Source organism: Enterobacter sp. UNJFSC 003 (assembly GCF_036903355.1).
Classification (GTDB): Bacteria; Pseudomonadota; Gammaproteobacteria; order Enterobacterales; family Enterobacteriaceae; genus Enterobacter.
In genome coordinates, this window is record NZ_JBAKHK010000006.1 from 216221 (window position 1) to 236955 (window position 20735).

The following is a 20735-nucleotide window of genomic DNA, read 5'->3' on the forward strand; positions in this document are numbered from 1 at the left end:
TTTTCCTGACGGAGTTTTTAGACTCTGATTAGGTGACAATCGCGCATTGAAGGTATATTTTGTTTTTTACCCGAGATTCGCAGGAGATAGCGGCACAATGGCTGATAAATTCCAGATCTTAGTTTTGAACGGACCGAACCTGAACATGCTCGGCACCCGTGAGCCAGAGAAGTACGGCTCGCTGACATTGAGCGAAATTGTTAACCGTCTGAGTACGGAAGCAGTGGCGCTGAATGTGGATTTGGATCATTTTCAGTCAAACGCGGAGTACGCAATCATCGACCGTATTCATCAGGCTAAAGACAATGTGGACTATATCCTGATCAATCCGGCCGCGTTTACGCACACCAGTGTTGCTATTCGCGACGCACTGCTCGCGGTGAGTATCCCGTTTATCGAGATCCACCTAAGCAACGTGCACGCCCGAGAGCCGTTCCGTCACCATTCCTACCTGTCAGACATCGCCACGGGTGTTATCTGCGGGCTGGGTGCGGACGGTTATTCATACGCTTTACAGACAGCGGTCAAACGCCTGTCACAATCACACTAAACAAGAGTACGGAACCCACTCATGGATATTCGTAAGATTAAAAAACTGATCGAGCTGGTTGAAGAATCAGGCATCTCCGAACTGGAAATTTCTGAAGGCGAAGAGTCTGTACGCATCAGCCGTGCAGCCCCAGCCGCTAGCTTCCCGGTAATGCAGCAAGCTTATGCAACGCCAATGATGCAACAGCCTGCGCTCGCCGCAGCCGTAGCACCAGCAGCAGAAGCCGCACCTGCAGCAGCTGCAGAAATCAGTGGTCACATCGTACGTTCCCCAATGGTTGGTACTTTCTACCGCACCCCGAGCCCGGACGCGAAAGCGTTCATCGAGATCGGTCAGAAGGTCAATGTAGGCGATACCCTGTGCATCGTTGAAGCCATGAAAATGATGAACCAGATCGAAGCTGACAAGTCAGGTACTGTGAAAGCGATTCTGGTCGAAAGTGGTCAGCCGGTTGAATTTGACGAGCCGCTGGTCGTCATCGAGTAACGAGGCGAACATGCTGGATAAAATTGTTATCGCCAACCGCGGCGAGATTGCACTGCGTATTCTTCGTGCCTGTAAAGAACTGGGCATTAAGACCGTGGCTGTGCACTCAAGCGCGGACCGCGATTTAAAACACGTATTGCTGGCGGATGAGACGGTTTGTATTGGCCCGGCTCCGTCCGTAAAAAGCTATCTGAATATCCCGGCTATCATCAGCGCCGCTGAGATCACTGGCGCGGTGGCAATTCACCCGGGTTATGGCTTCCTCTCTGAGAACGCCAACTTTGCTGAGCAGGTTGAACGCTCTGGCTTTATCTTCATCGGCCCGAAAGCCGACACTATCCGCCTGATGGGCGACAAAGTGTCTGCTATCACCGCGATGAAAAAAGCTGGCGTACCAACCGTACCCGGCTCTGACGGCCCTCTGACCGACGACATGGATGCTAACCGTGCTCATGCTAAACGCATTGGCTACCCGGTTATCATCAAGGCGTCTGGCGGCGGCGGCGGTCGCGGTATGCGCGTTGTGCGCAGCGATGCTGAATTGGCTCAATCCATCTCCATGACCAAAGCGGAAGCCAAAGCGGCTTTCAGCAACGACATGGTGTACATGGAAAAATACCTGGAAAACCCACGCCACATTGAAATTCAGGTGTTGGCTGACGGTCAGGGTAACGCTATCTATCTGGCTGAACGTGACTGCTCCATGCAGCGTCGTCACCAGAAAGTGGTCGAAGAAGCACCTGCACCGGGCATTACCCCGGAACTGCGTCGCTACATCGGCGAGCGTTGCTCCAAAGCGTGTGTCGATATCGGCTATCGCGGTGCGGGTACTTTTGAGTTCCTGTTCGAAAACGGTGAGTTCTATTTCATTGAAATGAATACCCGTATTCAGGTTGAACACCCGGTTACCGAAATGATCACCGGCGTTGATCTGATTAAAGAACAGCTGCGTATCGCTGCGGGTCAGCCTCTGTCCATCAAGCAGGAAGAAGTTGTGGTTAAAGGCCATGCGGTAGAATGCCGTATCAACGCCGAAGACCCGAACACCTTCCTGCCGAGCCCGGGTAAAATCACGCGTTTCCACGCGCCGGGTGGCTTTGGTGTGCGTTGGGAGTCTCATATTTACGCCGGCTACACTGTACCGCCGTATTATGACTCAATGATCGGTAAGCTTATCTGCTACGGCGAGAATCGTGATGTGGCCATTGCCCGCATGAAGAACGCCCTGCAGGAGCTGATCATCGACGGTATCAAAACCAACGTTGATCTGCAGATGCGCATTATGAGCGACGAGCATTTCCAGAATGGTGGGACTAACATCCACTATCTGGAGAAAAAACTCGGTCTGCAAGAGAAGTAAGCGAGCATCGTTGTTAAAAGGCCGGTTATCCGGCCTTTTTTATTTCTGGGGATCGGAAAGCCCCATCATGTACAATCCCCGCTTTCTTCATCCACAAGGGACAAACAATGGACAAGCGTTTTGTTCAGGCCCATAAAGAAGCGCGCTGGGCGCTGTGGCTGACCCTTCTCTATCTTGCCGCCTGGTTAGTAACTGCTTACTTACCTGATTCCACGCTTGGCATCACCGGCTTGCCACACTGGTTTGAAATGGCCTGCCTGCTGGTACCCCTGGTGTTTATTCTGCTCAGTTGGTTAATGGTGCGCTTTATCTTCCGTGATTTCCCGCTGGAGGATAACGATGCAAACTGAAATCATCACCGTACTGGCCATCTACTTAATTGTGGTGTTTGGTCTCTCTTTTTATGCCATGCGCAAACGCAGCACCGGATCGTTTCTGAGTGAATATTTCCTCGGAAGCCGTTCAATGGGCGGTTTCGTGCTGGCTATGACGCTGACCGCAACGTACGTCAGCGCCAGTTCATTTATTGGCGGACCGGGAGCGGCCTATAAATACGGGCTGGGCTGGGTATTGCTGGCGATGATCCAGGTGCCAACCATCTGGCTTTCGCTGGGCATCCTCGGCAAAAAATTCGCCATCCTCGCCCGTCGCTATAACGCCATTACGCTGAATGACATGCTGCAGGCGCGCTATCAGAGCCGTGCTGTAGTCTGGATTGCCAGTATCAGCTTGATTATTGCCTTTGTGGGCGCGATTGCCGTGCAGTTTATTGGCGGAGCTCGTTTGCTGGAAACGGCGGCAGGTATCAAGTACGAAACCGGGCTGCTTATCTTTGGGATCACCATCGCACTCTACACTGCGTTCGGTGGCTTCCGGGCCAGCGTGCTGAACGACACCATGCAGGGCATGGTGATGCTGATTGGTACGCTGGTGCTGTTAGTTGGCGTAATTTATGCGGCAGGTGGTTTGCATAATGCGGTGCAAACGCTTGAGCAGATTGACCCTAAACTGGTTAGCCCACACGGCGCAGATGATATCCTGACGCCTGCGTTTATGACCTCCTTCTGGGTGCTGGTCTGCTTTGGTGTTATTGGTCTGCCACACACAGCCGTGCGCTGTATCTCCTATAAAGACAGCAAAGCCGTTCACCGCGGGATTGTAATTGGTACCATCGTTGTCGCGCTGCTGATGCTGGGAATGCACCTGGCAGGTGCGCTGGGACGAGCCGTATTGCCGCACCTGACGGTTCCGGACCAGGTGATCCCAACGCTGATGGTCCAGGTCCTTCCGCCTTGGGCTGCAGGGCTTTTCCTCGCTGCCCCCATGGCGGCCATCATGTCCAACGTGAACGCGCATCTGCTGCAGGCTTCTGCCACCATCATCAAAGATCTGTGGCTCAGCGCACATCCGGCTAAAATGCATAATGAGCAAAAGCTCAAACGCATCTCGACCTGGACAACACTCGTGCTTGGCATCCTGATGATGTTAGCCGCCTGGCGTCCACCGGAGATGATCATCTGGCTGAACCTGCTCGCGTTTGGCGGACTTGAAGCTGTCTTCCTATGGCCGTTGGTGTTAGGTCTCTACTGGGAGCGAGCGAATGCCGCGGGTGCGTTGAGCGGCATGATTGTTGGCGGTGTGCTTTACGCTGTACTCGCCACATTTAAGATCCAGTACCTGGGCTTCCATCCGATTGTGCCTTCGTTACTGCTAAGTTTACTGGCGTTTGTGGTAGGTAACCGTTTCGGTCAGCCTGTCCCACAGCCCGCTATGATTTCTACTGATAAATAAAGAGTTTTGCCATGCCGTGGATCCAACTAAAACTGAACACAACCGGCGCTAATGCCGAAGAGCTGAGCGATGCGCTGATGGAGGCCGGCTCGGTTTCTATCACCTTCCAGGACACGCATGACACGCCGGTCTTTGAACCACTGCCGGGCGAAACGCGCCTGTGGGGTGATACCGACGTTATCGGCCTGTTCGATGCCGAAACCGACATGAAAGAAGTCGTCGCGATTCTGGAAAATCATCCTCTGCTGGGCGCGGGTTTTGCGCACAAAATCGAACAGCTGGAAGACAAAGACTGGGAACGCGAGTGGATGGATAACTTCCACCCTATGCAGTTCGGTAAACGTCTGTGGATCTGCCCAAGCTGGCGTGACGTTCCCGATGAAAACGCGGTCAACGTGATGCTCGATCCGGGTCTGGCATTCGGCACAGGGACTCACCCGACGACCTCCCTGTGCCTCCAGTGGCTAGATGGTTTGGATCTGGAAGGTAAAACCGTGATCGACTTCGGCTGCGGATCTGGGATCCTCGCTATTGCCGCGTTGAAGCTGGGTGCCGCAAAAGCCATCGGGATCGATATCGATCCTCAGGCAATTCAGGCCAGCCGCGATAACGCCGAGCGTAATGGCGTTTCCGATCGTCTTGAGCTGTATCTCCCGGATGCGCAGCCAGAAGCCATGAAAGCCGATGTGGTGGTTGCAAATATCCTGGCTGGCCCGTTACGTGAACTGGCACCGTTAATCAGCGTGCTGCCCATTGAGGGTGGTCTGCTGGGGCTTTCGGGTATCCTCGCAAGCCAGGCCGATAGCGTTTGTGACGCCTATGCTGACCTCTTTGCACTCGACCCGGTGGTGGAGAAAGAAGAGTGGTGCCGCATTACTGGTGCTAAGAAGTAATCTTTTGGCGTGGTCATCCGACCACGCCTTTCCCCTTTGATATTCCTCACGCCTCCTGCCGTTCTTTCGCTAGAATACCCCTTCAAATCATAATGATATTTGTTGATTTGGATTATAAAATTCACAGGAAGAATATTATGACTCATATTACTGGCAAGGCGGCGCTGCTGGCGCTGAGCATGATCTCGGCTTCAGCGTATGCATCACACTGGAGCTATGAAGGTGAAGGCGCTCCAGAGCACTGGGGAGAGTTAGACGAGGCCTATAAAACCTGCCAAAGCGGCGTAAATCAGTCCCCGATCAATATCGATTCCACGGCTAAAGCCCACCTCGCGCCTCTGCAAACCCATTACATTGAAGGTCCTGTCACTCTGACGAATAACGGGCATACCATCCAGGCAAGCGAACTGGCCGATACCCGCGACAGCATTGTCCTCGATAAACAAAGCTGGACCTTACAGCAGTTCCATTTCCATGCCCCGAGCGAAAATACGGTGCACGGTAAAAAGTATGCGATGGAAATGCACCTGGTGCATAAAAATGCCAGCGGGGAACTGACCGTTGTTGCTGTAATGTTTGATAAAGGGGCCGCAAACACTGAGCTGGAAAAGCTGTGGGGGATCATGCCGGGCCAGGTGGAACAGAACATCACCATCAAGCAGAATCTCGATCTGAACAAGCTCCTGCCGAAAGACAAAACGTACTGGCGCTTTAGCGGTTCCCTCACCACCCCACCGTGCTCCGAAGGCGTTACCTGGATTGTTCTCAAGCACCCGCTGACAGTCTCTACGTCGCAGTTAGAGAAATTCACCCATACGATGCACCATGATAATAACCGACCGATACAGTCACTGCATGGCCGCGTTGTTGTCGAATAACGTACATTTTGTGTTCTGAGATCATGTTCTAAAATGCGACGGAGATCGCAAAGAACCGTCATAATCTGCTGCTAAAAACAGCAGATTATCCCGTTCTCGTCATGCATTTATTCAGAAATGATGAGAAGTTACGGGAAATTGTAAGCGCCTACAAAATAGCCATCAAAACATAACTCAATGATTTAAAAAGTGAATAATTCTCAGCGATACGACTGGGCGGCGATTCCTTGATCTACAACAGAGGATTGTTCAAAGTTTGGCCTTTCATCTCGTGCAAAAAATGCGTAATATACGCCGCCTTGCAGTCACAGTATGGTCATTTCTTAACTCATGCGCATCGGACACCACCAGCTCAGAAATCGCCTGATCGCAGCCCCTATGGCAGGTATTACAGACCGGCCGTTCAGGACGCTGTGCTACGAGATGGGAGCCGGTTTAACCGTTTCCGAGATGATGTCGTCTAACCCGCAGGTTTGGGAAAGCGATAAGTCCCGCCTTCGGATGGTGCACGTTGATGAACCAGGTATTCGCACCGTGCAAATTGCCGGAAGTGTGCCTGAAGAGATGGCAGATGCCGCGCGTATTAACGTGGAAAGTGGCGCCCAAATTATTGATATTAATATGGGTTGCCCGGCCAAAAAGGTGAATCGCAAGCTTGCAGGTTCAGCCCTTCTGCAATACCCCGATCAGGTGAAGTCTATCCTGACGGCGGTTGTCAGCGCAGTGGACGTTCCTGTTACGTTAAAGATTCGCACGGGTTGGTCGCCGGAACACCGTAACTGTGTAGAGATTGCCCAACTGGCCGAAGACTGTGGCATTCAGGCCCTGACCATACATGGACGCACTCGCGCCTGTTTGTTCAATGGTGAAGCTGAATACGACAGCATTCGGGCAGTTAAGCAGAAAGTTTCCATTCCGATTATCGCGAATGGTGACATTACTGACCCGCTTAAAGCCAGAGCTGTGCTCGACTATACGGGAGCTGATGCTCTGATGATAGGACGTGCAGCTCAGGGAAGACCCTGGATCTTTCGGGAAATCCAGCATTATCTGGACACTGGAGAGTTGCTTGCTCCACTGCCACTGGCAGAAGTTAAGCGCTTGCTTTGTTCGCATGTTCGGGAATTGCATGACTTTTACGGTCAGGCAAAAGGGTACCGAATTGCGCGTAAACACGTATCCTGGTATCTCCAGGAACACGCTCCAAATGACCAGTTTCGGCGCACATTCAACGCCATAGAGGATGCCAGCGTACAGCTGGAGGCGTTGGAGGCATACTTCGAAAATCTTGCGTAATGAAATAAAGAGCTGACAGAACTATGTTCGAACAACGCGTAAATTCTGACGTACTGACCGTTTCTACCGTTAACTCTCAGGATCAGGTAACTCAAAAGCCCCTGCGTGACTCGGTTAAACAGGCACTGAAGAACTATTTTGCTCAACTGAACGGTCAGGATGTTAATGACCTGTATGAGCTGGTATTGGCTGAAGTTGAACAGCCACTGTTGGACATGGTGATGCAATACACCCGCGGTAACCAAACCCGCGCTGCGCTGATGATGGGTATCAACCGTGGTACTCTGCGTAAGAAATTGAAAAAATACGGCATGAACTAATTTCGATTAGCTAAATGCTTGTTTAAAAAGGCGCTAACCGGCATGGGGAAGCGCCTTTTTTATTGCCCGCGTCTGCAACCGTCAACGCTTTGTAAACCTTCTCTTTTCCCGCTTTTAAAGCGCTCCATTTCGTGTATATTTCCACCACTTTACTGGCTCTCTTCTCCCGGAATGACACAATGATTCGTAAATACTGGTGGCTGGTAGTCTTTGCTATCTCAGTTTTCATTTTTGATGCACTGCTGATGCAGTGGATTGAACTGATGAGCACCGAAACCGACAAGTGTCGCAACATGAACTCCGTTAATCCGCTAAAATTAGTCAATTGCTCAGCGCTCGAATAAGCGACTAACGTCCGGGAAACATCCGCTATCACCTATTAAAAACAGGGGTTTAAATCCCTTTTCGTCATTTCCGTACGGTGATAATGTCTCGCCCTTCCCAACCGCTCTTGCAGAACCTCACACTCGAGTTAAACAGATCATGCTGGTTAGCCAATACAACCAAATCCTCGTCGTCATCTCCTTTATTGTTGCCATCCTTGCCGCTTATACGGCGCTGAATATGGCCGCGCGCGTTGCAGGGAGTCAGGGGATGACTGCGCGTGTCTGGCTTGCTGGCGGCGGCGTTGCGATGGGTATTGGCGTGTGGGCCATGCACTTTATCGGCATGCTTGCGATGGATCTCTCCATGAGCATGAGCTATAACGCCGCGCTGACGGTGATATCAATGGTTATCGCCATTGGCTCGTCTATGTTTGCGCTCTGGCTTGTCAGCTGCGAACAGTTACGCTTGCGCCGCCTGCTGCCCGGCGCGTTGGTTATGGGTAGCGGCATTGTTGCCATGCATTACACCGGCATGGCAGCGCTTGAAGTCACGCCCGGCATTATCTGGGATAAAACATGGGTAGCCATTTCAGTGGTCATTGCGCTGGCCGCCTCGCTCACCGCCTTGTGGCTGACGTTCCGCCTGCGGCACGAAGCAGCCCAAGTTGCGCTGATGCGCCTGGGCGCCGCCATCACCATGGGAGTGGCGATTGCTGGAATGCACTATGCCGGTATGAAAGCCGCCCAGTTCCCGATGTCGACGATGGCCCATCATCACGGCATTAATAGCAGCTGGCTGGCCGTGCTGGTGAGCGTTGTCGCGCTTTCCATCCTGGGGATTTCACTGCTGGTATCAATGCTGGATGCCCGCCTTCAGGCTCGCACGTCGCTGCTTGCTTCCTCTCTGGCAGAAGCGAACCGGGAACTGGCTCAGCTTGCGCTGCATGATACCCTCACGCGCCTGCCCAACCGCATCCTGCTTGAAGACCGCCTGGATCAGGCCATCAGCAAAGCTGACCGTGAAGGTACGCATTTTGCCTTGATGTTCATGGATCTCGACGGATTCAAAGCCGTCAATGATGCCTACGGTCACGATGTCGGTGACAAGCTGTTGGTTGCCGTCACACAGCGTTTACTGCTCCCGTTGAAGGGGCAATTTACCCTTGCACGCATCGGTGGCGACGAGTTTGTTCTGCTGGCGGAGGGAGAAGGTCCGGACGATGCGGCGTCCCTGGCTAACGCGCTCGTTCGCGCCATTGATAGCCCATTTAACCTTGATCCGTATGAGCTGATGGTGACGCTCAGTATTGGTATCGCGCTGTATCCGCACGACGGTAAAACCGATCGCGAGCTGATGTTTAATGCTGATGCGGCGATGTACCATACGAAACATATGGGCCGTAACGGCTATCACTTTTTCCAGCCCTCCATGAATACCCTGGCGCAAACCCATCTCCAGCTGATGAACGATCTGTGGCAGGCAATAGAACGTGATGAATTACGTCTGCACTATCAGCCAAAATTCCACGCGCCAGCAGGCCCCGTTCTTGGGTTCGAGGCACTGCTGCGCTGGCAGCATCCGAAGCAGGGACTGCTGACGCCAGACCTGTTCCTGCCGCTGGCAGAGAAAACGGGGCTGATCGTTCCGATTGGCAACTGGGTCATCAACGAAGCCTGCCGTCAGTTGCATGAATGGCACCAGAAAGGACATCAGGACTGGTCGATGGCGGTAAACCTGTCAACGCTGCAGTTTGAACAACCGTCCCTGGTTAAGACGGTGCTTGACTGCCTGGCACGCCACAACCTACCACCAGAAATGTTGATCCTTGAAGTCACTGAAACCACGGCCATGAGTAATCCCGACGAAAGCGTGCGAGTACTCACCGAGCTTACGAATGCCGGAGTGAAAGCCTCCATTGATGATTTTGGGACCGGGTATTCAAGCCTGCTTTATCTCAAACGCTTGCCGGCTTGCGAGCTGAAAATCGATCGTGCTTTTGTGCAGGAACTGAGCGGAGAAACTGAAGACGCCACCATTGTCTCAGCCATTGTAGCGCTGGCAAAAACGCTCAATCTGAAGGTGGTAGCTGAAGGCGTGGAGACCGAAGCGCAGCAAACCTTTTTAACCGCATTGGGCTGTAATACGCTCCAGGGTTATCTGCTGGGTAAACCGGTCAGTGCGCAGACCATTGAGGCACTTTGCGCGCAGGGGGAGATGTTACCTGGCGCCGGTGCATAATCATCATGAGGCGATACTCGTATTACGGGGAGTGTCACCAGAATGTTATCGACCAGCGCGGGTGCCTGATGATAAAGATTAAAACTGTCGCTATTCATTAACCAGTTTTTAATAATCCCGCTAAAAAAACCATGAAATACAATCAAAGTGAGTTCAACATTGATCTGCGACGAAATGACGTTCCTCGAAATACATTTCTCCAGCATCGCTCGCAGATGTTCATAGTTAAAACCAATGCGTTTTCTAATTTCACATTCTGTAATTATGTCATTATTAAATTCACACTTATGATACAAGATTTGTAAAAGCGCGCACTGACGGGGCTCTCGTGCAATATACTGCAATGCAGTTATAAATTGCTCACGAAGCATTAACAAAGGATCATCATTTTCGGCAAGCAAAAGCTTGTCGTGAATAATGTCACGTAGTGGCAATTGCGCCTCCCAGATAGCATTAAATATTTCTACTTTACTGGAGAAATGCCAGTAGATAGCCCCTCGCGTGACCTTTGCTGCATCAGCGATATCCGTAAGTGTGGTGTTCGCTACACCGCGCCTAGCAAACGCCGTGATGGCAGCCTCAATCAGCTGCTGTCGGGTTTTTTGAGCCTCTTCTTTCTTTTTACGTGCCATAGACTACTGCTCATCACTCACAAGGTTAATGCTGTATCAAACGATAAAACCTGAGTATTCACTAAAAACCGTTTTACTTTTGCACAAAAAAAGTCAATTGGCTTGATCTATAATTAAGCCAAATATATATCCGCAATTAAATTCACTAAACATATGAAAGACGCTAACCCAATTTAAGTTACTGAATAAGATCGCCAGGCGTATACCGTTGAACTCATCGAAACAGCCACTTATTTTCACTTTCACTCCTTTTATTCGCACTTATAAATTAAAAAACATTAAATACCCTCATTATTATATGCAGCTACATTTGTTTTGCCCCCTGCCCTTGTCACCGATGCACGGAAAATATCGGTTAATGGGTATTTAAAGGAACAGTAATGACGAATCATTTCAGACGCTTACCCTTAGCCGGTTTTATTGTCTGCGCCGCACTGCTCACCGGATGCGATGGGCGGGAAAATCAGCAACAACATCCGCAAGCCCCTCAGGTCAGCGTGCATATTGTGAAAAGTGCCCCCCTGGCGGTGACCACTGAGCTTCCTGGTCGAACAGACGCTTTTCGCGTTGCGGAGGTCCGTCCTCAGGTAAGCGGCATCATCCTGCGCCGTAACTTCACGGAAGGCAGCGATGTGAAAGCGGGAGATTTTCTTTATCAGATCGATCCCGCAACGTATCAGGCGGCGTATGACAACGCTAAAGCCGAGCTGTTGAAAGCGGAGGCCGCAGCCAATATTGCGCATCTGACGGTGAAACGTTACGTCCCGCTGGTCGGCACACAGTATGTGAGTAAACAGGAGTATGACCAGGCCGTAGCAACGGCCCAACAAGCGGACGCCAGCGTTGTTGCTGCGAAAGCGGGTGTTGAAAGCGCGCGAATCAACCTTGCGTACACGAAAGTAACGTCCCCTGTTGAAGGGCGTATCGGTAAATCGAGCGTGACCGAGGGGGCACTCGTCACGAACGGGCAAGCTACCGCGTTGGCCACGGTACAGCAGCTCGATCCGATGTATGTCGATGTCACGCAGTCCAGCAATGATTTCATGCGTCTTAAGCAAACCAGCCTGCAAAAGGGCGACTCCACCAGCACGGTCGAACTGTTGATGGAAAACGGTCAGCCTTATCCGCTGAAAGGCACGCTGCAGTTTTCTGATGTGACGGTCGACGAAAGTACCGGCTCTATTACCCTGCGCGCGATTTTCCCCAATCCTCAACATCTGCTGCTGCCGGGCATGTTCGTGCGCGCGCGCATTGATGAAGGGACACAGCCGGATGCCATTCTTATTCCGCAGCAGGGCGTAACCCGTACGCCACGCGGTGATGCAACCGTCCTGGTTGTTAATGATAAAAACCAGGTTGAATTGCGTACGGTCGTTGCACCTCAGGCTATCGGCGATCGCTGGCTGGTGACGGAAGGTCTAAAAAACGGTGATCGCGTGATCGTCAGCGGCTTACAAAAAGTCAAAGCTGGCGCCACCGTCGTGGCCACACCAGATACCGCCAATGCTCCAGTCAGTTAAGGGTCCACAACATGGCTAACTTCTTTATACAAAGGCCGGTTTTCGCCTGGGTACTCGCCATTATTCTGATGATTGCGGGCGGGCTGGCTATTCTCAAACTGCCTGTTGCGCAGTATCCGACCATTGCGCCGCCCGCCGTTGCCATAACCGCCACTTATCCAGGTGCTGATGCTCAGACGGTGCAGGATACCGTGACGCAGGTTATCGAACAGAACATGAACGGCATCGATAACCTGATGTATATGTCATCCACCAGCGATTCCGCGGGCAACGTCACCATCACGTTGACCTTCCAGTCAGGCACAGACCCGGACATTGCGCAGGTTCAGGTTCAGAACAAACTTCAGCTCGCTATGCCGTTGCTACCGCAAGAAGTCCAGCAACAGGGGATCGGCGTAGAGAAATCCAGTAGCAGCTTTTTGCTGGTTGCCGGCTTCGTTTCGGACAATAAAAATCTCACGCAGGACGATATCTCTGACTACGTGGCGTCTAATGTGAAAGATGCGATTAGCCGAACGACAGGTGTGGGTGATGTTCAGCTATTTGGCGCCCAGTATGCGATGCGCATCTGGCTCGACAGCAATGCGATGAATAAATACCAGCTGACGCCTCTGGATATTATCAACCAGTTAAAAACGCAAAACGATCAAATTGCCGCAGGTCAGCTCGGAGGAACGCCATCTGTTCCTGGTCAACAGCTAAACGCATCCATCATTGCGCAGACCCGCCTGAAATCGCCGGAGGAATTTGGCCGCGTGACGCTGAAGGTGAACCAGGACGGCTCCACGGTGCATTTTAAGGACGTAGCGCGCATTGAGCTGGGTGGCGAAAACTACAATATGGTCACAAAAATCAACGGACAGGCGGCAACCGGTCTGGGGATTAAGCTGGCAACGGGTGCAAACGCGCTAGATACGGCTGCCGCCATCAAGAGCAAACTGGCGCAACTGCAGCAATTCTTCCCTCAGGGGCTTAAGGTGGTCTATCCGTATGACACCACGCCTTTCGTGAAGATTTCGATCCATGAGGTAGTAAAAACCCTGTTTGAGGCGATCATTCTCGTCTTCCTCGTCATGTATCTGTTCCTACAAAACCTGCGTGCAACGCTCATTCCTACTATCGCAGTACCGGTCGTTCTGCTGGGGACCTTCGCCGTGCTGTCGGCATTTGGCTTCTCCATCAATACCCTGACGATGTTCGGGATGGTGCTGGCAATAGGTTTGTTAGTCGATGATGCCATTGTGGTGGTCGAGAACGTCGAACGCGTCATGGTCGAAGACAAACTCCCGCCAAAAGAAGCAACACAGAAATCGATGGAACAGATCCAGGGCGCACTGGTGGGTATCGCCATGGTGCTCTCAGCGGTCTTTATTCCGATGGCCTTTTTTGGTGGCTCGACAGGCGCAATTTATCGCCAGTTTTCGCTGACCATCGTGTCGGCAATGGCGCTGTCCGTGCTGGTTGCGCTGATCCTCACCCCTGCGCTTTGCGCAACATTGCTCAAGCCGGTTTCCAACAAGCATCATGTGAAAAAAGGTGGCTTTTTCGGCTGGTTTAACGCGCTCTTTGACAAGAGCGTGGAGCATTACAGCAACAGCGTGAGCGGTATTTTACGCAAAACCGGCCGTTATCTGGTGGTGTACGTCATCATCGTCGGCGGAATGGCGGTGCTGTTCCTGCGCCTGCCGACCTCCTTCCTGCCTGAAGAGGATCAGGGGGTGTTTATGACAATGGTTCAACTCCCGGCAGGTGCTACACAGGCGAGGACACAGCAAGTCCTCGATCAGGTACAGGACTACTACCTGACGACAGAAAAAGCCAATGTTGAATCCGTCTTTACCGTTAACGGTTTTAGCTTTAGCGGTCAGGGTCAGAATGCCGGCATCGCCTTCGTTAGCCTGAAGCCCTGGGAAGAGCGCTCGGGCAAAGAAAATGGCGTGGGAGCAATTGTGAGTCGTGCGACGAAAGCGTTCAGTCAGATTAAAGACGGACTCGTGTTCCCGTTTAATCTCCCCGCGATTATCGAACTAGGTACCGCGACGGGCTTCGACTTTCAGCTGATTGATCAGGCAAACCTCGGACATACGCAGCTAACTGAGGCGCGTAATACATTGCTCGGTATGGTGAAAGAGCATCCAGACCTTCTGGTGCGCGTGCGTCCAAACGGTCTGGAAGATACCCCTCAGTTCAAACTGGATGTCGATCAAGAGAAGGCGCAGGCGCTGGGCATTAGCGTCTCTGATATCAATCAGACGATCTCGACGGCGCTCGGGGGCACGTATGTGAATGACTTTATCGATCATGGCCGTGTGAAGAAGGTGTATGTGCAAGCTGATGCCCGCTTCCGTATGTTGCCAGACGACATCAACAACCTCTACGTGCGCAGCGCAAATGGTGAAATGGTTCCTTTCTCATCCTTTAGCAGCGCACATTGGGTGTACGGCTCACCTCGCCTTGAGCGCTACAACGGGATGCCGTCCATGGAGATCCTCGGCGAATCCGCATCAGGTAAAAGTACCGGAGAGGCAATGGTCATGATGGAGAGCCTGGCAGCCAAACTGCCTTCCGGCATCGGTTATGACTGGACGGGTATGTCTTACCAGGGACGGCTTTCCGGTAACCAGGCGCCTGCGCTGTACGCTATCTCGTTGATTGTGGTCTTCCTGTGTCTGGCTGCACTCTATGAAAGCTGGTCTATACCCTTCTCTGTGATGCTGGTTGTCCCGTTGGGGGTAATTGGCGCGCTTCTCGCTGCATCTTTACGGGGATTAAACAATGACGTTTATTTTCAGGTCGGCCTGCTAACCACGATCGGTTTATCAGCCAAGAACGCCATTCTGATCGTTGAATTTGCTAAAGATCTCATGGAGAAAGAAGGCAAAGGGATTATTGAAGCCACACTGGAAGCCTCGCGAATGCGTCTTCGCCCCATATTGATGACGTCCCTGGCCTTTATTCTCGGCGTTATGCCTCTGGTGATTAGCAGTGGCGCCGGGAGCGGTGCACAGAATGCCGTAGGTACGGGCGTGATGGGCGGTATGCTGTCCGCAACCCTTCTGGCTATCTTCTTCGTGCCCGTTTTCTTTGTGGTAGTCCGGCGACGGTTTACAAACCATAAGGATTAATGGATACCTAAAAGGCACCGCTGGTGCCTTTTTTATTTCATATAAACAGCTAATTAGCCTGCTATTATATTCAGTCTACTAATAGTATATTTACCTTAAGTAAAAATAAGCGTAATGATAACTTCACATTTCCTCCACTAATTCATCTGCATGACGGTCTTTTCTCCATGATTTTTACAATCAACATAAATTGAGATTATTCCCCATGCTACGCAGGCTTATACCGGTGGTAAAATAGCCTCCAGTTCGTTAATAGCCCTCCTGGCTTTATAACGGATGAGAATTAATACTGAGGTAACATCATGAAAAGATTCATTTCCGTTGCACTACTCGCTGCGCTGCTTGCTGGATGCGCGCACGACTCTCCATGTGTACCGGTATACGACGATCAGGGCCGATTGGTGCACACGAATACCTGTATGAAAGGTACAACTCAGGATAACTGGGAAACTGCCGGTGCAATCGCAGGCGGTGCAGCCGCAGTGGCTGGTTTGACGCTGGGTATCGTTGCTCTGACTAAGTAAACATTCTCTTTGAAAGCGCGGCGTTGTCCGCGCTTTTGCTTATCCATAGTGCAGTTTTTCATCAAAGTAAAAAATGCCCGTTCTCTTTCCCATAGGGATAAATTAAACCTGGATTCCCGTCATCTTTTTCGCGCCTCTTTCTTTAAATTTCATATTACACCGTGATGATTTTCACCGATTAATTCCATTTAATACCCTGCCAATATTCACGTCGGTAATTACCTGCAGTTCTTTCTACAGGAGATCAAACTTTTGCTCTGATTTGTGGCGTAGGTTGGAATTTCGCACCGTTTCAGGGCATTCGATTTATTTAACCCTGTCTACACTCAGCATTATGCGTTCACTTCTCTCTTATTTTGATGAGCGCAAAACCTGGCATCACGTTTGCTTTATAAACGATGGCCAATGCCACAGACAGGTAAAAGCGTTTTAAAACGCCTCAATAACGATAAATTTCGCCACACAGGATGCATTATGAAAAAGACGATGATAGCCAGCCTGGCCGCCGCGGGCGTGCTGTTTGCTGTAACCGGTCAGGCCCACGCAGGTACGACGCTGGATGCCGTTAAAAAGAAAGGTTTTGTGCAGTGCGGTATCAGTGACGGTTTGCCTGGCTTCTCTTATGCCGATGCTAACGGCAAATTTACCGGTATTGATGTGGATGTCTGCCGTGGCGTTGCCGCAGCCGTATTCGGTGATGACAGTAAAGTAAAATATACCCCACTGACGGCGAAAGAGCGCTTCACCGCGCTGCAATCTGGCGAAGTGGATATGCTCTCCCGTAACACCACCTGGACCTCTTCTCGCGATGCGGGAATGGGAATGTCATTTACCGGCGTCACTTATTACGACGGTATTGGATTCCTTACCCACAATAAAGCTGGCCTGAAAAGCGCTAAAGAGCTGGACGGTGCGACGGTGTGTATTCAGGCCGGTACAGATACCGAACTTAACGTCGCGGATTACTTTAAAGCGAATAACATGAAGTACACCCCGGTGACCTTTGATCGTTCTGATGAATCTGCCAAAGCGCTGGAATCTGGCCGTTGCGATACGCTGGCATCCGATCAATCGCAGCTCTATGCCCTGCGTATCAAGCTGAGTAAACCGGCTGAATGGATCGTTCTGCCTGAAGTGATCTCTAAAGAACCCCTTGGCCCAGTGGTTCGTCGTGGCGATGAAGACTGGTTCTCCATTGTTCGCTGGACGCTGTTCGCCATGCTGAATGCTGAAGAGATGGGGATCAATTCTAAGAACGTCGATGAAAAAGCCGCTAATCCGTCCACGCCTGACATGGCACACCTGCTGGGCAAAGAAGGCGATTTCGGTAAAGATCTGAAGCTGGACAATAAATGGGCTTACAACATCGTCAAACAGGTGGGTAACTACGGTGAGATCTTTGAACGCAACGTGGGCTCGGAAAGTCCGCTGAAGATCAAACGCGGCCAGAACAACCTCTGGAATAATGGCGGCATTCAGTACGCTCCGCCAGTGCGCTAAGTATTTGCTGTAACGGGCACTGCCTATGCAGTGCCCAGCCCAGAGTCATGGTTACCGAGGTTTTTTATGTCCCATCGCCGCTCCCCCGTAAAAGGATCGCTATCCTTTTCTCATCCCGCGGTTCGCGCCTGGCTATTCCAGATTATTGCTATCGTCGTCGTTGTGTTCGTCGCCGTTTATTTAATTCATAACACGGTGACTAACCTGAATAATCGCGGCATCACCTCAGGCTTTGCCTTTCTGGATCGCAGCGCGGGTTTTGGCATTGTTCAGCATCTTATCGATTATCAGGAAGGTGACACGTATGGACGCGTGTTTGTGGTTGGTTTACTGAATACACTGCTGGTCTCAGCGCTGTGTATTGTTTTCGCGTCCATTCTGGGCTTTTTCCTCGGCCTCGCGAGGCTGTCTGAAAACTGGCTGTTGCGGAAATTATCGACAATTTACATCGAGACATTCCGTAATATTCCACCGCTACTGCAGATCTTTTTCTGGTATTTTGCCGTGTTGCGTAATCTGCCAGGTCCCCGCCAGGCCGTCGACGCATTCGATCTTTTATTCCTGAGTAACCGCGGGTTATATATTCCTTCGCCTCAGGCTGCCGAAGGAGTGTATGCCTTCATCGTCGCGATTACCGTGGCACTGGTCGTCTCCGCAGGACTGTTCCGTTATAACCGCAAGCATCAGATTAAAACCGGTCAGCTTCGTAGGACCTGGCCCACAGCTGCAGTTCTTATTATCGGCCTGCCCTTAGCTGCACATGGGCTTTTTGGTGCAGCGATGCACTGGGATATTCCACATCTGCGCGGTTTTAACTTCCAGGGTGGCATGGTATTAATTCCGGAACTGGCCTCTCTGACGCTGGCACTTTCTATTTATACCTCTGCATTTATTGCGGAAATCATCCGTTCGGGCATCCAGGCTGTTCCTTATGGGCAGCATGAAGCTGCGCGCTCGCTTGGTTTGCCCAATACAGTAACGCTTCGTCAGGTCATTATCCCGCAGGCATTGCGGGTCATCATCCCACCGCTGACCAGTCAATACCTGAATATCGTCAAAAACTCATCGCTGGCCGCAGCCATTGGCTACCCGGATATGGTGTCACTGTTCGCAGGAACGGTACTTAACCAGACCGGCCAAGCCATTGAAACCATTGCTATCACCATGTCTGTCTATCTGATCATCAGCCTGGCCATCTCATTGCTGATGAACCTCTATAATCGTCGTATCGCACTGGTGGAGCGCTAAGGATCTATGATGACAAAAGCGATGTTGTCGCACTCTTCGCGTCCATCGAGACCAATCGGTGGACGTTATATTAACTGGGCGCGTAAGAATCTGTTTTCCAGCTGGAGTAATAGCCTGCTGACCATTGTTTGCCTGTGGCTCATGTGGGAGCTGATCCCGCCACTGCTCAACTGGGCTTTTTTTCAGGCTAACTGGTTAGGCTCCACTCGCGCTGACTGTACGAAAGCAGGTGCATGCTGGGTATTTATCCATGAGCGCTTTGGTCAGTTCATGTATGGGTTGTACCCACATGAACAACGCTGGCGGATTAATTTGGCACTGGTTATAGGCCTGTTATCCATCGCCATTATGTTCTGGAAAAAGCTTCCTCATCGCGGTCGTTACATTATCTGCTGGGCGGTGGTGTATCCCATTGTCGTGTGGATGCTGCTGTACGGAGGTTTTCTGGGATTGGAGCGTGTTGAAACCCGCCAGTGGGGCGGGCTGACGCTTACGCTGATCATTGCTTCTGTGGGGATAGCCGGCGCTTTACCGTGGGGAATTTTACTTGCACTGGGACGGCGTTCAAAAATGCCGGTCGTACGCGTGCTTTCCGTCATCTTTATTGAATTCTGGCGTGGCGTACCCCTTATCACCGTACTTTTTATGTCTTCAGTCATGCTGCCGCTTTTCATGGCTGAAGGCACAACAATAGACAAACTGATTCGTGCTCTGGTCGGGGTGATTCTTTTCCAGTCTGCCTACGTTGCTGAGGTAGTGCGAGGTGGACTGCAGGCATTGCCTAAGGGCCAGTATGAAGCAGCTGAATCACTGGCACTCGGTTACTGGAAAACGCAGGGGCTGGTAATACTCCCTCAGGCACTCAAACTGGTTATTCCCGGCTTGGTTAATACGATCATTGCCCTGTTTAAAGATACGAGCCTGGTGATCATCATCGGCTTATTCGATCTCTTTAGCAGCGTGCAACAAGCGACCGTTGACCCTGTCTGGTTGGGTATGTCCACTGAGGGATATGTTTTTGCTGCCCTGATCTACTGGATCTTCTGTTTTAGCATGTCGCGCTATAGCCAGCATCTGGAAAAGCGCTTTAACACCGGGCGTACACCGCACTGAGGAAATTATGAGCCAGATTACTATGACACCTGCCGACGCGATGATTACGCTGGAAAACGTTAATAAATGGTATGGACAGTTTCACGTCCTGAAAGACATCAATCTCAAGGTAAAACAGGGCGAACGCATCGTACTTTGCGGCCCCTCAGGATCGGGAAAATCGACGACCATTCGCTGTATTAACCACCTGGAAGAACATCAGCAAGGGCGCATCGTTGTCGATGGTATCGAACTGAATGAAGACATCCGTAATGTCGAACGCGTCCGTCAGGAAGTGGGGATGGTATTTCAGCACTTTAATCTGTTCCCGCACCTCACCGTTCTGCAGAACTGTACCCTGGCACCAATTTGGGTGCGGAAGATGCCAAAAAAAGAAGCTGAGGCACTGGCGATGCACTATCTGGAACGCGTGCGTATTGCCGAACATGCCAATAAATTTCCGGGGCAAATATCGGGTGGCCAACAGCAGCGTGTGGCCATCGCTCGTTCTCTGTGTATGAAGCCTAAAATAATGCTGTTTGATGAACCGACATCCGCACTGGATCCGGAAATGGTGAAAGAAGTGCTGGATACCATGATTGGGCTGGCGCAGTCAGGGATGACCATGCTGTGTGTGACGCATGAAATGGGCTTTGCCCGAACGGTGGCCGACAGAGTGATCTTTATGGATCGTGGCGAGATAGTCGAAGAGGCACCACCAAATGAGTTCTTTGCTCATCCGAAGTCTGAACGTACTCGGGCCTTCCTGTCACAGGTGATTCACTAGTTGTTTGCCTTGCCCGGTGTAGCTACGCTTACCGGGCAAGCGTATTTTACAGTATTTTAAACGCAAAAAGGCCATCCTTGCGGATGGCCTTTTCACTTGTTTGATGCCTGGCAGTTCCCTACTCTCACATGGGGAGACCCCACACTACCATCGGCGCTACGGCGTTTC

Annotated in this window: 19 protein-coding genes; 18 read left to right on the forward strand and 1 reads right to left on the reverse strand. The window is 51.4% G+C overall.

The features are described 5' to 3' along the window. Window positions 1–97: 97 nt before the first annotated feature. The 11 genes from aroQ to V5P19_RS16120 all read left to right on the forward strand — a co-directional run bounded on the left by aroQ (window position 98) and on the right by V5P19_RS16120 (window position 10139). Window positions 98–550, forward strand: coding sequence for a type II 3-dehydroquinate dehydratase (aroQ, locus tag V5P19_RS16070; RefSeq protein WP_334405002.1), 453 nt, complete (start codon window positions 98–100; stop codon window positions 548–550). Window positions 551–571: 21 nt separating this feature from the next. Next, a complete protein-coding gene (accB, locus tag V5P19_RS16075) occupies window positions 572–1036 on the forward strand; it encodes an acetyl-CoA carboxylase biotin carboxyl carrier protein (protein WP_334405004.1) in 465 nt (154 codons plus the stop codon). Between the two features lie 10 nt (window positions 1037–1046). Next, complete coding sequence (accC, locus tag V5P19_RS16080; protein WP_334405006.1) at window positions 1047–2396, forward strand: acetyl-CoA carboxylase biotin carboxylase subunit; 1350 nt, start codon at window positions 1047–1049, stop codon at window positions 2394–2396. A 107-nt stretch (window positions 2397–2503) separates the two neighbouring features. Then, a complete protein-coding gene (locus V5P19_RS16085) occupies window positions 2504–2746 on the forward strand; it encodes a YhdT family protein (protein WP_334405008.1) in 243 nt (80 codons plus the stop codon). After that, a complete protein-coding gene (gene panF / locus V5P19_RS16090; RefSeq protein ID WP_334405010.1) occupies window positions 2736–4187 on the forward strand; it encodes a sodium/pantothenate symporter in 1452 nt (483 codons plus the stop codon). Before V5P19_RS16085 ends, panF begins: the two co-directional genes overlap by 11 nt. An 11-nt stretch (window positions 4188–4198) precedes the next feature. Beyond that, the gene (prmA, locus tag V5P19_RS16095) at window positions 4199–5080 is read left to right on the forward strand and encodes a 50S ribosomal protein L11 methyltransferase (protein WP_334405012.1); all 882 of its coding nucleotides are present in this window, start codon (window positions 4199–4201) and stop codon (window positions 5078–5080) included. A gap of 137 nt (window positions 5081–5217) precedes the next feature. Then, a complete protein-coding gene (locus V5P19_RS16100; protein WP_334405014.1) occupies window positions 5218–5958 on the forward strand; it encodes a carbonic anhydrase family protein in 741 nt (246 codons plus the stop codon). A gap of 330 nt (window positions 5959–6288) precedes the next feature. After that, entirely contained in the window at window positions 6289–7254 is a 966-nt protein-coding gene (dusB, locus tag V5P19_RS16105) for a tRNA dihydrouridine synthase DusB (RefSeq protein ID WP_334405016.1), read from the forward strand. A 23-nt stretch (window positions 7255–7277) separates the two neighbouring features. Beyond that, window positions 7278–7574 (forward strand): DNA-binding transcriptional regulator Fis, encoded by a 297-nt coding sequence (gene fis / locus V5P19_RS16110; protein ID WP_000462905.1) that lies wholly within the window; start codon window positions 7278–7280, stop codon window positions 7572–7574. Window positions 7575–7753: 179 nt separating this feature from the next. Beyond that, window positions 7754–7918 (forward strand): DUF2556 family protein, encoded by a 165-nt coding sequence (locus V5P19_RS16115; protein WP_253381575.1) that lies wholly within the window; start codon window positions 7754–7756, stop codon window positions 7916–7918. A 139-nt stretch (window positions 7919–8057) separates the two neighbouring features. Further along, complete coding sequence (locus tag V5P19_RS16120; protein ID WP_334405022.1) at window positions 8058–10139, forward strand: EAL domain-containing protein; 2082 nt, start codon at window positions 8058–8060, stop codon at window positions 10137–10139. Here the strand turns inward: V5P19_RS16120 and envR are convergent. Further along, the gene (gene envR / locus V5P19_RS16125; RefSeq protein ID WP_334405024.1) at window positions 10055–10771 is read right to left on the reverse strand and encodes an acrEF/envCD operon transcriptional regulator; all 717 of its coding nucleotides are present in this window, start codon (window positions 10769–10771) and stop codon (window positions 10055–10057) included. The genes V5P19_RS16120 and envR overlap by 85 nt on opposite strands. 380 nt (window positions 10772–11151) lie before the next feature. On the opposite strand from envR, the gene V5P19_RS16130 reads away from it, so the two are divergent. The 7 genes from V5P19_RS16130 (at window position 11152) to V5P19_RS16160 (ending at window position 20567) form a co-directional block, all read left to right on the forward strand. Next, window positions 11152–12291 (forward strand): efflux RND transporter periplasmic adaptor subunit, encoded by a 1140-nt coding sequence (locus tag V5P19_RS16130; protein ID WP_334405026.1) that lies wholly within the window; start codon window positions 11152–11154, stop codon window positions 12289–12291. A gap of 11 nt (window positions 12292–12302) precedes the next feature. Further along, window positions 12303–15416 carry an efflux RND transporter permease subunit gene (locus V5P19_RS16135; RefSeq protein WP_334405028.1) on the forward strand — a complete coding sequence of 1038 codons (3114 nt, stop codon included), beginning with the start codon at window positions 12303–12305 and terminating at the stop codon, window positions 15414–15416. A 302-nt stretch (window positions 15417–15718) separates the two neighbouring features. Next, complete coding sequence (locus tag V5P19_RS16140) at window positions 15719–15940, forward strand: lipoprotein (RefSeq protein WP_008502867.1); 222 nt, start codon at window positions 15719–15721, stop codon at window positions 15938–15940. A gap of 474 nt (window positions 15941–16414) precedes the next feature. Next, window positions 16415–17440 carry an amino acid ABC transporter substrate-binding protein gene (locus V5P19_RS16145; RefSeq protein WP_334405030.1) on the forward strand — a complete coding sequence of 342 codons (1026 nt, stop codon included), beginning with the start codon at window positions 16415–16417 and terminating at the stop codon, window positions 17438–17440. A 66-nt stretch (window positions 17441–17506) separates the two neighbouring features. Further along, window positions 17507–18688 carry an amino acid ABC transporter permease gene (locus tag V5P19_RS16150; RefSeq protein WP_334405032.1) on the forward strand — a complete coding sequence of 394 codons (1182 nt, stop codon included), beginning with the start codon at window positions 17507–17509 and terminating at the stop codon, window positions 18686–18688. Window positions 18689–18697: 9 nt separating this feature from the next. After that, window positions 18698–19801 (forward strand): amino acid ABC transporter permease, encoded by a 1104-nt coding sequence (locus V5P19_RS16155; RefSeq protein WP_334405050.1) that lies wholly within the window; start codon window positions 18698–18700, stop codon window positions 19799–19801. Between the two features lie 7 nt (window positions 19802–19808). Then, window positions 19809–20567, forward strand: coding sequence for an amino acid ABC transporter ATP-binding protein (locus V5P19_RS16160; RefSeq protein ID WP_334405034.1), 759 nt, complete (start codon window positions 19809–19811; stop codon window positions 20565–20567). Window positions 20568–20735 lie beyond the last annotated feature (168 nt).

What these genes read in the sequence shown, in the direction of transcription:
- aroQ (WP_334405002.1), top strand. Translation starts at nt 98, where the DNA reads ATGGCTGATAAATTCCAGATCTTAGTTTTGAACGGACCGAACCTGAAC.
- accB (WP_334405004.1), top strand. Translation starts at nt 572, where the DNA reads ATGGATATTCGTAAGATTAAAAAACTGATCGAGCTGGTTGAAGAATCA.
- accC (WP_334405006.1), top strand. Translation starts at nt 1,047, where the DNA reads ATGCTGGATAAAATTGTTATCGCCAACCGCGGCGAGATTGCACTGCGT.
- V5P19_RS16085 (WP_334405008.1), top strand. Translation starts at nt 2,504, where the DNA reads ATGGACAAGCGTTTTGTTCAGGCCCATAAAGAAGCGCGCTGGGCGCTG.
- panF (WP_334405010.1), top strand. Translation starts at nt 2,736, where the DNA reads ATGCAAACTGAAATCATCACCGTACTGGCCATCTACTTAATTGTGGTG.
- prmA (WP_334405012.1), top strand. Translation starts at nt 4,199, where the DNA reads ATGCCGTGGATCCAACTAAAACTGAACACAACCGGCGCTAATGCCGAA.
- V5P19_RS16100 (WP_334405014.1), top strand. Translation starts at nt 5,218, where the DNA reads ATGACTCATATTACTGGCAAGGCGGCGCTGCTGGCGCTGAGCATGATC.
- dusB (WP_334405016.1), top strand. Translation starts at nt 6,289, where the DNA reads ATGCGCATCGGACACCACCAGCTCAGAAATCGCCTGATCGCAGCCCCT.
- fis (WP_000462905.1), top strand. Translation starts at nt 7,278, where the DNA reads ATGTTCGAACAACGCGTAAATTCTGACGTACTGACCGTTTCTACCGTT.
- V5P19_RS16115 (WP_253381575.1), top strand. Translation starts at nt 7,754, where the DNA reads ATGATTCGTAAATACTGGTGGCTGGTAGTCTTTGCTATCTCAGTTTTC.
- V5P19_RS16120 (WP_334405022.1), top strand. Translation starts at nt 8,058, where the DNA reads ATGCTGGTTAGCCAATACAACCAAATCCTCGTCGTCATCTCCTTTATT.
- envR (WP_334405024.1), bottom strand. Translation starts at nt 10,771, where the DNA reads ATGGCACGTAAAAAGAAAGAAGAGGCTCAAAAAACCCGACAGCAGCTG.
- V5P19_RS16130 (WP_334405026.1), top strand. Translation starts at nt 11,152, where the DNA reads ATGACGAATCATTTCAGACGCTTACCCTTAGCCGGTTTTATTGTCTGC.
- V5P19_RS16135 (WP_334405028.1), top strand. Translation starts at nt 12,303, where the DNA reads ATGGCTAACTTCTTTATACAAAGGCCGGTTTTCGCCTGGGTACTCGCC.
- V5P19_RS16140 (WP_008502867.1), top strand. Translation starts at nt 15,719, where the DNA reads ATGAAAAGATTCATTTCCGTTGCACTACTCGCTGCGCTGCTTGCTGGA.
- V5P19_RS16145 (WP_334405030.1), top strand. Translation starts at nt 16,415, where the DNA reads ATGAAAAAGACGATGATAGCCAGCCTGGCCGCCGCGGGCGTGCTGTTT.
- V5P19_RS16150 (WP_334405032.1), top strand. Translation starts at nt 17,507, where the DNA reads ATGTCCCATCGCCGCTCCCCCGTAAAAGGATCGCTATCCTTTTCTCAT.
- V5P19_RS16155 (WP_334405050.1), top strand. Translation starts at nt 18,698, where the DNA reads ATGACAAAAGCGATGTTGTCGCACTCTTCGCGTCCATCGAGACCAATC.
- V5P19_RS16160 (WP_334405034.1), top strand. Translation starts at nt 19,809, where the DNA reads ATGAGCCAGATTACTATGACACCTGCCGACGCGATGATTACGCTGGAA.